The sequence below is a fragment of the Rhodohalobacter barkolensis genome, assembly GCF_002834295.1.
GTDB classification, from domain to species: Bacteria; Bacteroidota; Rhodothermia; order Balneolales; family Balneolaceae; genus Rhodohalobacter; species Rhodohalobacter barkolensis.
In genome coordinates this window covers 1-12473 of record NZ_PISP01000005.1, presented here as the reverse complement: position 1 = coordinate 12473, position 12473 = coordinate 1, and the positions used below count along the sequence as shown (strand labels likewise).

The window sequence follows — 12473 nt, the reverse complement described above, 5'->3', positions numbered from 1 at the left end:
ACTTAATTTTTAGTCAAGACTAAATTTATAGTTATCCAAATCAATTTACAACATAGAAATAAAACCATACCATTTAGATTGGGAGTAGAAGTGATGATAAGTCAACAATGATTTATCGGACTATAAGAAAAGCCCTACCCATCAGATCATACGAACCAGATTGGTTTGCAGCGAACGGAATTCTCCCCATCGAATGATCTTGATGATGAAAGAAACAAACGGCCCGGTTTGAGTAAGGCGTTTTGCCAGGTCAGCGATTTTAGCATCCCTTTTTTGGATGGCGAGTTCTTTATCCTCTGCTGTTAGATATTTATGTGCAAATTCCCAGGCACCATCCCGAGCAACAACAATGCTGAAATTGACCAACATCTCATCAGCTCCATGAGCTAAACGAATCATCGGACCAAAGAATAGAGAGATCCCGCTTATATTCGAGGTAACATCGTCCACAAGTGAGGCAAGAATGGCGTTGATCCGGTTGTAATCATTGTGAATGATTTCCAGGTTTTCACTCTCCACCGTCTGTGCGGCTGCAATTCCAAGGTCCAGATTGATGTGGGCATTTATACCAAGAAGCAGATGCTGCATTATGATAAATCGATTTGATTCAGCCGCTTCAAATGCCCGGTGCCAGCTTTGAGTTAACTCATCTCCTGAATCGTTATAGTATGCATCAAACGCATCAAAAAAACGCTGAGCGAAAATGGTATCTAATTTTTCCATTCGCTCGTTGTCATCAAAATTACCGGCCTCAATCTCCTCTTTGATGCAAATCGTTACAAGCCGGTACAGTACGGCAAAATAACCGGCACGGAGATTTTCCCGGCTGCACTGTTCAACAATTGCATCCATTTTTTGGATTACGTCGTCAATAGAGTACATGCTCATAATTTTTAGATGAATTATTTGCCGATGTTTTTAATGACTTTCCTGCTTTATCTTCATACATCGCATATAAAGCAGTTCAATTACTACTTCGAAGAATGATCCGGACCCTCACAATCTACCTGTCAAGTACATCCCACCAGATGCTATTTACCCGATGTTCTCAAAAAATCTGCAATTACCTTTTGGATTTTTTGACGGCCTTCACAATTACGGTTAATCAATTATGCCTTTCAAGTGCGTCACCAAGTTATACCTACGACGATCTCATATCAGGTAATTCTGGACATAAGTTATTAGGGTTGACTCTCAACACAAACCGAGCACTCAACCCACTCCTCGCTTGGAATTTCACGAATGGCCTTCGGACTGCTTCCTCTCTCAAAAACCGGCTTAAACAGAATCTCTCCCTCATGTTTCGATGTACCGCAAGTGTGGCAATTCACTTCATGATCAGTTTTTATAGGCGTATACCCGCTGATTACCCATCCGTCATGATTTTGATGTGTTGCTAAACTTTCGAGGGCAGCACGTACTGTCTGAGACTTATTGCCCTCATAAAATTTATCAGCAAGTTTACTCAGCAGTTCAACGGTTGAATTATCCAGTGTGAAATTGAGTCTTTTCATGATGAATGTATTTTATTTTCTTCCTCAGCAACCGGGTGATGTTTATGTGATGCAACCTTACAGGTTCGATGGTGCTTATAATTTTTCCAGTGCCCCACTATCAGAAGTATACTTCCTATAAATGTTGTCGTAGTTTCGAACCAATACCCAATCCAGAAGTGGCCGAGAAGCCACCCGAAAGTGATTAGCAAGAAGCCGGCCCCAAGATAGCGAACAATTTTAGAGTCGTAGTGACTTCTTCGGGATGCATAGTATATCGTCGGGGCAATTAAAAGAATAAATACCGGATGAGCCCAATCGTGCAGTACAGGTGATAACGATGTCAGTGGCAACAGCGCAGCAATTATAGGTACAAAAAGGCAATGAATGGCACAGATTACAGAAACACTGATGCCAAACCGATCCCACAGAACTGATGCTGTGATACTTTTTTCAGACAAGGATTTTATGTTTGAGTCTTGATTTTAGTGTGTACTAAAATACACACTTTTCAATGACAATTTCAATCCCCCTGTTTTGGCTCATCCTGCTCACCACTTACCTCATCTGATTCACCCTCTTGATCATCTGTTGTTTGCCCTCCATTATCATTGGGTGACTCATCATCTTCATTAAACTTCTCCAGAAACTCTTCCAGAATCTCATCGGCCTCATCGCTTTCATCAATCTCCATTTGCCGCTCCATCAGCAATCTGCGGTGTTCAGCCATGTCGTCATCCTTCAGGATTTCGTCAATTTCGCGAGGTTTTGGAAGTTCCGTCACGGAGTTGATCCCAAAATGCTTCAGAAAATAGTCGGTGGTTTTATAGAGCAGCGGTTTTCCCGGAGAATCGGCACGGCCTGAAACTTTAACCAGCATCTTTTCCAAAAGCTGCCGTAAAATATACCCCGAATCCACGCCCCTAATCTGATCCACTTCCGGTTTTGTTATAGGCTGGCGATACGCTACAATGGCCAGTGTTTCGATGGCCGACTGAGAGAGTTTTCGATAGGCATTTTCGTGCTGAAAAATACTGAGCCATGGATGGAATCGTGGCTGAGTTACAAATGTATATCCACCGCCGGTCTTTTCTATTCTGAAGCTCAGGTCATTCTCCTCGTAACGGCTGTTCAGCTGATCAACTATACGTTCAATCACCCTTTCATCCGGTTCAACCTCCTCTTCACTTTCATGAATAATAGAAGATAGTTTATCCCATGGAATTGGATCAGGGCTGGCAAAAATCAGTGCTTCAACGACAGAGGTTAGCCGCGTACCGTCAACAAATCGAAAATCTAACATGATCAGGGTTTAAACATTATGTAGTGATCTTTGAATTAAGAAGATACCGTGAATTACAAAAAGGAAAAAGTGGATCCTCACCCATGCACCCACTCAAGCATTCAGAAACTGAGCTCAGTTAAAGCAGTAGAGTTCTCAGCGACGATAGCACACAAAAGTACTGCTGTCCTTCTCCGTAACCCGATATCCCAATAGGTGGAAGATTTTTTTAACAAGAAACATCGCCACATCCCGATTGATCTCGAACGTCTGATGATCTACTTTTCTGACACCGGGAAGAAACTTTAAGATACTGTGTATAAAACTTTGTCGGAGCCAGGCAGATAGTGTTAACCAAAAAGGCGATACTTTTTTGATAATTAAAAACCCGTCGTTACCTCTCTTCTGATAGAGCGGCATAAAAATTCTGCCCGTTTCGGGGGCTTTGACCAATTTATTATCGTGATAAGCAAGTGGCGTACCTATATCAACAGGATCAAAATTTTTGAATCCCGGCATCATACTGAACGTTTCAGAATCATCAATAATGTGATGATATCGAATATCAAAATAGGTGTCTGGCACATCTGAATATGCCCTGATTTTTGTTTCATATTCACTCAGTTCAGTCTCTTCGAGCTTTATCATATCATTGTAGTGCAAGAGAAGCATAATGAACGCTTCACTACGAATTACGGAATTCCTGGATGTATGTGCACCGGCCTCAAATCCAATTGCGCGATAACCCAGATTGTTGATATAGCTTAAAAGCGTACCATGGATGCTCTCCTCAATCCCGAGTATTTGAGGTACAGGAAATTTCCTGGCTACTGACCTGTTGGCCAGGGTATCGTTCAATAATATAAAGGCGCAACTTTCGGAAGAGGTGGTGTGCAGATCGGCAAAAATAATTTCTTGATGATGCTGATTGTGTTTTGAAAGAATATCTTCAATCGCAGATTTTATGCTCAGGCTCTCCAGATGCTCAACCGGTGTTGATTCATTCTGTTGATTCGAAAGCGAGAAATCTTGTTCGGTATTGAATTTTTCCCATAATCTGTTCAGATCTGTGTCAACATATCTCACACCTTGGGAGAGAGCTTCCATATTTCCCGTAATGGCATACAGCGAACCATTCACGATATGACTCTCTTTCAATAAACTGCCGATTACTCTATCTACAGCTTTTACGCCTGCGGTTTCATTTCCGTGGAGACCTACAAACAACACAACAATGGGACCTTCGGATGAATCTGATCCCACGTGCTGAATTCTTTTCGAACCAATAGCATTCGATTTTAGCGTCTCTGTATCCTGAATCATTCTGTATTTTTTATCTTTTCCCAAACCTCAAAGGTGTCTTTATCTGTGATAATACCAACAAGCCGGTTATTCTCAACTACAGGAAGGCAGCTTATTTTCTTATCCAGCATCAAAAGCATGGCGTATTTAATATCCTCATTGGGACTAATAACCACCGGATTTATCTCCATAACATCCGATGCGATAGAGAGTGGGTCATTTTCTTTGTTGGAAAGATAATTAATCAGACGGTTCTTTGTAATAATTCCTTTTAGTTCACCTTTTGAGCTTTCAACCGGTAGATGGCGAATCTTTCTCCACTCCATAACTTTAAGAACCAATTCGGCGAGATCATTTTCATGAACTGTAATCAGGTCGGTGCTCATTACATTACTCACCACATCATAGCGAATGTTAATTTTGCCAAGCTCCTCCAGATACGCAATTTTCCAATTGCAAGATGGCTCACCTGTTTTACGTCGCTCATGCATCAGAGCCGTAAGGGCAATCGTTGCCTCTTCACGACCCAGCTTTTTTTTGAGTTTACGGTAGCTGTTTACTGTCCATCTCGATCCGGTAAGATAATTGGACGCCTTCTTTTTTATAACCCCCAAATATCTTTCAATATCCTTTTCATTTACTCCTAAATTCTGCAAACCTTCCCGTGCTACAGGAATCAGTATATCAAGTATCAGGTTTTTTGCCGAAAGATGCCGATTTTCCCATACCATACCACTTTGAATGCCCCACATCGCCGCTTTGTAAAAATTTTCTTTTGCATCCTCAAATGCATGCTCTTCCCATTTACCTGCGAAATGTTCAGGCATGTTGCTCATTAATCCAACCCAGAATGCAAGATTAGCCATTTCATCCGTTTCTGTAGGTCCGGATGGAATATACCGGTTTTCTATTCGCAAATGCGGCACCCCGTTAGTAATGCCGTAACACGGTCTGTTCCATTTGTAGATGGTTCCGTTGTGCAGCTGCAGTGCCTCAAGTTTTGGAATTCCGCCATTATTCAGAATACTCATGGAGTCTTCTTCAATGTGAGTGGAAAAGAGAAGTGTATGACGAGCGATATCATTTTTGAATACATCGCCAACACCTTCAATCCACCTGTTACCAAAGGTTACCCGTTGTTCTCTTTCACGAAAACTGTAAAGCTTACTGCGCGTATCGATACTTTGCTGGAACAGTGCAATTCTGGTCTCTGCCCAAAGCTGTTTACCTAATAGCAGTGGTGAATTGGCCGCCACCGACAAAACAGGACCCGATATCATCTGAGCCCAATTGTACATATCCGTGAATTTTCCTGGATCAACCTGTAAATGACACTGAAAACTTGTATTGCAGGCTTCAAAAAGTATATTGTTATGGGAGAGAATGAGTTCATCCACACCGACTATATAAAGCTCGAATTCTTCGCCCCGAAGTTCAAAAAGAATATCCGCAAGTGCTTTATATCTCTCCTTTGGCGTAAGGTATTCCATCTGAACTGCCCTGAAATCGATCGATGGCAAAATACCTGTAAGAATAATCTTTTCGTCCAGTTTTGAAGCCGCATCTTCCGCTTGTTCCAAAAGAACCCTCAGCTGCATCTCCACCTTTGCAAAACAATCGGGTCCGGTTTCTACAGGATCCAGGTTGATTTCGAGATTGTACTTGGCAAGTTCTGAAGTAAAATGGTCGTCATTGATAATTTGGAGAACACTCGATGCATTTTTTGAGGGTTTAAAATGACTGTCGACCAGACAGAACTCTTGTTCCGCACCGATTCTAACTACCCCTTTCTCGAAAAGACCCAGCTCCATCATTCTTTCAATAGCCTCCACATCGTGCAGAAGATGCTTTAAGAAGTGTTTCCTGTTTTCAGGATTTTTTGCTATTGAAAGTTTTTGCTGCCCCATGACCTTTTGTCTTTACATACCTACGAATTTAGTGATTTCTTTTTATCCAGCACCCTGAGCAGACGCTTGGTAATCGTCATATAATTTTGTTCCGTAATCACACCCACCAGCCTGTTATTCTTAACCACCGGCAGGCACCCGATCTGCTGCTCATCCATAATTTCAATCGCCTGGAGAATTGAAGCTTCCGGATGTATGGTGATCGGATTTTTGATCATGATGTCATCGACTGATGTACTTTCTTTTGATTTGCCGTGAATAACATTGTTATAGTCTCTGAAAACTTTTCTCATCGTGATCAGCCCAACAAGGTGCTTGCTGTCATCTTCAACGGGCACGTACCGGATTCTTCTCCAGTCAATCAGATTCGCAACCAGTTCCAAAATGTCGTCTTTTTGCACCGTAAAAAGATCCGTTGTCATAAACTCTTCAACCAACAGTGTATGAGGCTGCCAGTTCTCCATATCATCAACTTTGGCCAGCCCCCAGCGATGAACCGGCTCGCCCTTTTTCTGATTTTTCACCATTGCGTTGGTCAGAGCCGTCAACGCCTGCTCGCGCGATACTTTCTTGGAAAGCTCATTATACGATTTCACCATCCAGAAGCTGCCTGTTTGCCCCGAATCGGCACGATCCTCAATTATATCGAGATAACTGGAGATGTCTCCTTTGTCTACACCGGCATTTTCCAAACCTTCCCTGGCAATAGGCAATAATTCCTCAGTAATCAGCTCCACAGCCGATACGCGTTTATCATTGATCCATCGGAACTTTGTATCCATACCCAGTTTTGATGCTGCAAAGAAGTTCATCCGAACATCGTCAAAGTCAAGCTTTTCATGGATGTTTGGATAGTGTTGACCCATGCCGTTCAGCAGTCCGAGCCAGAATGCGGCATTGGCAATTTCATCCGATACCGTAGGTCCGGACGGAAATACCCGGTTTTCAATCCTAAGATGCGGTTTCCCTTCACTGATTCCGTAACAGGGTCGATTCCATCGATAAACGGTTCCATTATGAATCTGCAGAGCTCTGAGTTGAGGGACCTTTCCCTCCTCCAGCAGTTTCTCAACATCTTCATCTACATTCGAACTGAGTATGACCCGGTATCTGGCAATGTCTTCTCGATAAATCTCCAGAATGCTCTCTTTGATCCAGTCATTTCCAAATGTTACCCTGGGACTCGAATCCCTCAAATGGTCTCCCACTGTTCGAGTATCTACCGATTGATGAAACAGCGCGATTCTCGTTTCACTCCACAAACGTTTACCAAAAAGTAGGGGTGAATTTACCGCCGATGCCAGAACGGGACCCGCGATAGCCTGAGCCAGATTGTACTTCTCCACAAACTCATTTGGGCTTACCTGCAAATGCACCTGAAAACCTGTGTTCGATGCTTCAAGAAGCGGTGTGTCGAATCGCATCAAAAGTTCATCTGCACCCTGAATACGTAAATCGTACTCTTCACCGCGAAGTTTATTAATGGCGTCACACAGGGCGCGATAGCGCTGGAGTGGAGTCAGATTTTTGATGTCCAGATCCGACTTCCGTATAGTTGGCAAAACGCCGGCAAGAGCTACATCTCCATCAAAATCGCGCATGACATCCCGAATTTGATCCAGCTTTTCAAGAATTTCAGTCTCCAGATTGCTCAGACATTTCCCTTCAAAAAGCTGTGGAGTCAGATTAGCTTCCAGGTTGAATCGGGCAAGTTCAGTTGTGAAACCGTTGTCGCCTAATTTTTCCATCAACTCCATGGCAATGGGTGACGGTTTCGCATATTGATCAATCAGGCAGACCTCCTGCTCCGCTCCAATCCGAACATTGTCGATCTCAAACCATCCCTCGTTCAGCATTTTTTCCATTGCACGAACATCACGCAGCAGATATTTGAGAAATTGCTGAGACTCCTCCTTCGATTCGGGTAAATGTACTCGCTCGTCGCCCATAGATTCATTTATTTTCTTGCCTGATGTAATTATTGAATAAATGCGGGTTAAAGCAAACAGTTTTTACAACCTTTCAACTCACAAATTCAAGAAGACCTCAAATAATAGTGGAACATTTTTCCGCCGGAGATGATTTAATAAGAAAACTAACATCAAATTATTTCGATATGGTCTTGAAAAAAATACTTTTTGCTTCACTTTTTTTTGCAGGAATAGTGACACTCTTTGCAGGATGCCAGGATTCGATTTCCGGTTTTGAAGAAGAACCGCCGCAGTTGCCTCCTACCGAATCCATGGATATGAGCTTCTCAACATTTGATACGGAAGAGGCTCAGCTTACCAGTTCTTCAGATTTTGAAGCTGAAAATGAACACTTCAGCCATTTTTCAAATGCTGCCATCCGGGCATTTGTGATGAAAACTGTTGTTGATCTGAATCTTGCCATACCCAAGGTACTTTTAACTGCTGCAACCCAGGCAGATCCCGAATTCAGTGAAGATAACGAGTGGGTCTGGAGTTATTCATCAAGCCATCAAAACCAAAATATGGAAGTTCGATTAGCTGCATCTGAACAGTCTGACGGACAAGTTGTATGGGACTTTTATGTCACAAATTCCGCCTTGGGACTGGATAATTATCTTTTATTCACCGGAATTACGTCACCTGAAAACCGAATCGGTACCTGGACTTACTACCGGCTTCTTGGAGAGAATGACGGAGAACCTGTTTCAGAATTAAGCTGGAATATCACTGACGAGAACCAAGCCAATCTGCAGCTGGAGGTTCTATCCAACCGAAATGGAAATCTTGGTGATACTATCAATTTCGAAAAAGATGGACATATAAAAAGTGCTATTTATTTTAATGCAGAAGAGGATTCCACGGTTGAAATAGAATGGAATTCTGACACAAATGAAGGGTACCTGATCGCGCCTGATTATAACAACGGAGAGAAAGCTTGTTGGGACAGTAACTTCGAAAACACGGAATGTGGTTAGTTTCTTAGTCACGGAACTATAAAACATTTATCAGTTCCGTGACTTTATTATTTCCTTTCAAACCGAAGATCATATACCCTGCCACTGCTGTAGATAAATTCATTTACCTCGTCATTTTCATCCATTACAAATCGGACTAAACCCCAACCCTGAGCCAAATATGTATTTTCGTAAACAGGCTCCAGTTCAAACATTTCAGCCGGACGCCGGTATGCCACCAATTGATCTCCCTTCAGCTCAATTCGGACTTCCGTTTCTGCATCCGGACTCGCATAAATTCCTGCAAAATCAGTCCAAGATTCATCAAATTCTTCCGCAGAGTTTTCAGGATTGAGAACCTCCTCTTCAAAACCTTCCCGAACAACCTGAATGTGTGGGTGGTCATCTCCGCGATCCACAAAGCGATAGAGAGTTTCTGAGCTGCCAACTCGAACTTCCGTTCCGGAGATTGGATGGAGAGTTGTATTTCCATTTAACCTCAGTTCGCCATCTTCCCACGTAATTTCTGTGGCCCGATAATTTCTCGGATCACTCCAGATTCCGGTCCACTCTTTAAGTTGCTCGTCACTCCGCTGAACAATTCCTTTTTCAGGTTGAGTTTCATCAGCATCCCGCTCTTCAAGAAAAACCTCCGAAACAGCACTGCCCAGACTTCCCGGACTGGCGCCGGTCACATTACACAGCAGAGCTACAGAAAGATCTACTTCCGGATAGATGCTCAGATAAGCTCTGTAACCGCTGGTTGCGCCGGTGTGAGTGATCTGACGATACCCGTGATCTTCATCCACACGTACGGCCGATGCATAGGAGATGGTTCTGCCACTCTCGAGCACTCCCTGTTTGATAAGTTCTTGATGAAACTCCTCACCGAAGTAGCCGGATTGAATGGCATACGTCCAGGCCAGCAAGTCACCGACTGTTGTAAGCAAACCGCCATTTCCGTGCACATTTTCAATCGGCCGGTTGATGGTGTACTCCTCATCTCCGGCCTGACCGGAATAGGCTGAACTTCTGCCTTTAACAATTCGGGTGTAGTCGTCCCGCCACTGAGTGGAGGTCATTCCAAGCGGTTCAAATATTTCACTATTGGAATAATCAGCAAATGGTTCACCCGTAATACGCTCGATAGCAATTGCCATCAGGTTGTAGCCGGTGTTGCTGTAGGAGTAGCGTTCACCCGGCGGTAAGTTGAGCCGTGACTGCCGGCTCACAATATCCAGAACATGATCGTGGTTGTGCGTTCGGTTAGATCGTCCCCAACCAGAAATGGAAGCTACACTTCCCCAGTCTCTTAGTCCTGACGTGTGGTTCAACAGATGGCGCCAGGTGATCGTCTCTCCATAGTCAGGGAGTTCGGGAATGATCTCCCTGACATCACCCTCCAATGAAATCTCTCCTTCAAGTGCCAGTAGAATCATGGATGCGGAAACAAACTGTTTGGAAACTGACCCTGCTTCAAAAATGGTTGAGGGGGTATTAGGTGTCGGATTTTCCAGGTCAGCCATCCCGTAGGCTCGCATCACCAATGGACGTCCCTCCTGAGAAACTCCAACCGCGCAACCGGGATTGGTTTCAGAATCCCAGTCGCTGAAAATGGAATCGAGCTGAGCAACTGCAGAACTGTCGGCATAGGTTTGAGAAAACAGATCCAATGGAGCAAATAAGAAGAGTAAACCGATCAGGTTTATCAGTAAAATTTTGAATGAGGCCATTGAGTACAAATGTAGATTGAAAAGTATCAGTTAATCGTGAACGACTTCTTAATCTAACAAACCTCCCCAATCAAACAAGGCTGTTTGCAATTTTTGACACACATTCAGACCTGTCTACTTTTGAAGATGATATCTGAATATTGTCTATTGGGAATGTAAGGGCGTGCGATTTAACCGACACGCGGATTGATTTTCAATTAGCAAGTAACGAAAGAAGAGTTTTAAAAATATGAACGCAAAGAAAAGCAGAGGTATATTCAAATAAATGTGCGGGTAAGGTTCCTGACCAAATTTACGACTCAACTACATTCTTTGGATGTTTGGCTATGTCTGGAAACTCTTGTAGAATTTGGTTGTCCATAGTAACAAGTTCAAGATCAAGGTCCTTGGCTAAGCTGACAAATTCACAATCGTAGGAAGAACAAGTCGAGTAACTAACATGATGAAGGACTTGCACTGAGTTCACCTGAAACTGTTGATCTTTCATTTGAAGTTCAGCCTTCTCCATAATCAGCAATGCTTGTGCTAAATCGATCAACTCTTTTCTTAAATACAGCGTTACTACATTTCGAAATTCACTTCTCCAAAGAATAGGGGCTACCCACTGTGGATCTTTTTGGAAGAGTAGGTCACAAAGATCCGTTGAATCTGATGGCAGCCAGAAGTGAGCAAGAATATTAGTATCTACTACGATCATGGACGACCCTGATTAATAGCAGATTCAATCTCTTCGGAAGAGAGGCTTCCTTTTGCCTTTTTACGCAATCGACGTGCTTCTTGCAAAATATCGTCAGTGGAAACCTGTTGAGGTTTAACAGCTTGCTCCAAACAGACAATAATTTCACTGTTGATACTGCGATGGTGTGCGTTGGCCTGCTCACGGACACGATCATAAATTTCCTTGGGAATGTTTTTGACTGTGATACTAGGCATAAGAGTTAGTTCCGTTATGGTTTCTATATGAAACTAAGAAGGGTGTGGAATTATTGCAAGATAAATGAAGGGTACTTAACGGTTTGGCAATTCTGCTGCGGGGCTGAATCAAAGCCAGTGACAACCAACCACAACCCGATCGCACAGCCTGCCCCGACCACTCGGGGAACCGCTGGTTATACTCACAGGTTTTAAGTTCGAGATTTCCAGTACCCCGGTTTACGCTTTAAATTCATTACAGCAAATATTGTAATCTGATCTTCTTCAACTGAGTAGATAATTCCGTAGGGAAAGCGCGACACTAAAAATCTTCGTTCAGTTTTTGTGATTTTGGTCCCCGAAGCTGGCTGCTGCTCGATTACATCCAATACTTTTTCTACCTCATCAATAAAAACATCACCTAAGCCAACGACCTGTTCCTCGTAATAGTCGGCTGCTTCAAAAAATTCTTTTTTGGCTTCCGAATGAAATTTAATTGTCACTTCTGAAGTCGTTTTCTTGCTTCATTAATGACATCCGAAGCAGAATGAAGAGAAGCTTCGCCCGATTTAAGTGACTCTTTTCTCTTTTGGACTTCATCAATCCAGGCCTGTTCAATTTCAGGATCAATTTTGCCATGAATGCTTTGCAGTAATTTATCAGCCAGACGCGCTTTATCTTTTTTGTTTAGACTCAGCGCTGAATTTTCAATCTCTTTTAAATCGGTAATCATAAGAAAAGTGTTTTGTTTACCTGAATGTAATTATTAACGATGAAAACCGGAAGAAATTAGATTTTTTGAAGTGGGCATAACGGTTTGGTGTTTAACCGGTTTTGCCATTCACTGCAATTAAAGTGATAAAAAGCAAGATATACCGCAAATCTGAAAATTTTCATAACCAAAACACTTTTCTTATG

The 12473-nt window shown here is 42.8% G+C and carries 13 protein-coding genes; 1 reads left to right on the top strand and 12 read right to left on the bottom strand.

Annotation, left to right across the window (positions count from 1 at the left end):
* Positions 1-141: 141 nt before the first annotated feature.
* The 7 genes from CWD77_RS13075 to CWD77_RS13045 form a co-directional block, all read right to left on the bottom strand.
* Entirely contained in the window at positions 142-888 is a 747-nt protein-coding gene (locus CWD77_RS13075; protein WP_206018026.1) for a DUF5995 family protein, read from the bottom strand.
* A gap of 293 nt (positions 889-1181) precedes the next feature.
* The gene (locus CWD77_RS13070; protein ID WP_101074032.1) at positions 1182-1514 is read right to left on the bottom strand and encodes a hypothetical protein; all 333 of its coding nucleotides are present in this window, start codon (positions 1512-1514) and stop codon (positions 1182-1184) included.
* Complete coding sequence (locus tag CWD77_RS13065; RefSeq protein ID WP_165779153.1) at positions 1511-1954, bottom strand: MerC domain-containing protein; 444 nt, start codon at positions 1952-1954, stop codon at positions 1511-1513. Before CWD77_RS13065 ends, CWD77_RS13070 begins: the two co-directional genes overlap by 4 nt.
* A gap of 62 nt (positions 1955-2016) precedes the next feature.
* Complete coding sequence (gene scpB / locus CWD77_RS13060) at positions 2017-2796, bottom strand: SMC-Scp complex subunit ScpB (protein WP_240596821.1); 780 nt, start codon at positions 2794-2796, stop codon at positions 2017-2019.
* Between the two features lie 135 nt (positions 2797-2931).
* On the bottom strand, positions 2932-4098 hold the full coding sequence (locus CWD77_RS13055; RefSeq protein ID WP_133120236.1) for a succinylglutamate desuccinylase/aspartoacylase domain-containing protein: 1167 nt from the start codon (positions 4096-4098) through the stop codon (positions 2932-2934).
* Positions 4095-5984 carry a glutamate-cysteine ligase family protein gene (locus CWD77_RS13050; RefSeq protein ID WP_101074028.1) on the bottom strand — a complete coding sequence of 630 codons (1890 nt, stop codon included), beginning with the start codon at positions 5982-5984 and terminating at the stop codon, positions 4095-4097. The genes CWD77_RS13055 and CWD77_RS13050 overlap by 4 nt, the downstream gene beginning before the upstream one ends.
* Positions 5985-6004: 20 nt before the next feature.
* The gene (locus tag CWD77_RS13045) at positions 6005-7933 is read right to left on the bottom strand and encodes a CBS domain-containing protein (RefSeq protein ID WP_101074027.1); all 1929 of its coding nucleotides are present in this window, start codon (positions 7931-7933) and stop codon (positions 6005-6007) included.
* A 167-nt stretch (positions 7934-8100) separates the two neighbouring features.
* On the opposite strand from CWD77_RS13045, the gene CWD77_RS13040 reads away from it, so the two are divergent.
* Positions 8101-8931, top strand: a complete 831-nt coding sequence (locus CWD77_RS13040) for a hypothetical protein (protein WP_133120235.1) — start codon at positions 8101-8103, stop codon at positions 8929-8931.
* 47 nt (positions 8932-8978) lie between these two features.
* Here the strand turns inward: CWD77_RS13040 and CWD77_RS13035 are convergent, their stop codons facing one another.
* The 5 genes from CWD77_RS13035 to CWD77_RS13015 form a co-directional block, all read right to left on the bottom strand.
* Positions 8979-10643: a serine hydrolase domain-containing protein gene (locus CWD77_RS13035; protein ID WP_101074025.1), complete on the bottom strand. Its 1665-nt coding sequence runs from the start codon at positions 10641-10643 to the stop codon at positions 8979-8981.
* Positions 10644-10935: 292 nt separating this feature from the next.
* Positions 10936-11340 (bottom strand): type II toxin-antitoxin system VapC family toxin, encoded by a 405-nt coding sequence (locus CWD77_RS13030; protein ID WP_101074024.1) that lies wholly within the window; start codon positions 11338-11340, stop codon positions 10936-10938.
* Positions 11337-11576 (bottom strand): FitA-like ribbon-helix-helix domain-containing protein, encoded by a 240-nt coding sequence (locus tag CWD77_RS13025; protein ID WP_101074023.1) that lies wholly within the window; start codon positions 11574-11576, stop codon positions 11337-11339. The genes CWD77_RS13030 and CWD77_RS13025 overlap by 4 nt, the downstream gene beginning before the upstream one ends.
* Before the next feature lie 191 nt (positions 11577-11767).
* Positions 11768-12058, bottom strand: coding sequence for a type II toxin-antitoxin system RelE/ParE family toxin (locus tag CWD77_RS13020; RefSeq protein ID WP_101074022.1), 291 nt, complete (start codon positions 12056-12058; stop codon positions 11768-11770).
* A complete protein-coding gene (locus tag CWD77_RS13015; protein WP_101074021.1) occupies positions 12055-12288 on the bottom strand; it encodes an addiction module protein in 234 nt (77 codons plus the stop codon). The genes CWD77_RS13020 and CWD77_RS13015 overlap by 4 nt, the downstream gene beginning before the upstream one ends.
* Between the last annotated feature and the right edge of the window lie 185 nt (positions 12289-12473).

What these genes read in the sequence shown, in the direction of transcription:
- CWD77_RS13015 (WP_101074021.1), bottom strand. Translation starts at nt 12,288, where the DNA reads ATGATTACCGATTTAAAAGAGATTGAAAATTCAGCGCTGAGTCTAAAC.
- CWD77_RS13040 (WP_133120235.1), top strand. Translation starts at nt 8,101, where the DNA reads ATGGTCTTGAAAAAAATACTTTTTGCTTCACTTTTTTTTGCAGGAATA.
- CWD77_RS13070 (WP_101074032.1), bottom strand. Translation starts at nt 1,514, where the DNA reads ATGAAAAGACTCAATTTCACACTGGATAATTCAACCGTTGAACTGCTG.
- scpB (WP_240596821.1), bottom strand. Translation starts at nt 2,796, where the DNA reads ATGTTAGATTTTCGATTTGTTGACGGTACGCGGCTAACCTCTGTCGTT.
- CWD77_RS13075 (WP_206018026.1), bottom strand. Translation starts at nt 888, where the DNA reads ATGAGCATGTACTCTATTGACGACGTAATCCAAAAAATGGATGCAATT.
- CWD77_RS13050 (WP_101074028.1), bottom strand. Translation starts at nt 5,984, where the DNA reads ATGGGGCAGCAAAAACTTTCAATAGCAAAAAATCCTGAAAACAGGAAA.
- CWD77_RS13055 (WP_133120236.1), bottom strand. Translation starts at nt 4,098, where the DNA reads ATGATTCAGGATACAGAGACGCTAAAATCGAATGCTATTGGTTCGAAA.
- CWD77_RS13025 (WP_101074023.1), bottom strand. Translation starts at nt 11,576, where the DNA reads ATGCCTAGTATCACAGTCAAAAACATTCCCAAGGAAATTTATGATCGT.
- CWD77_RS13035 (WP_101074025.1), bottom strand. Translation starts at nt 10,643, where the DNA reads ATGGCCTCATTCAAAATTTTACTGATAAACCTGATCGGTTTACTCTTC.
- CWD77_RS13045 (WP_101074027.1), bottom strand. Translation starts at nt 7,933, where the DNA reads ATGGGCGACGAGCGAGTACATTTACCCGAATCGAAGGAGGAGTCTCAG.
- CWD77_RS13030 (WP_101074024.1), bottom strand. Translation starts at nt 11,340, where the DNA reads ATGATCGTAGTAGATACTAATATTCTTGCTCACTTCTGGCTGCCATCA.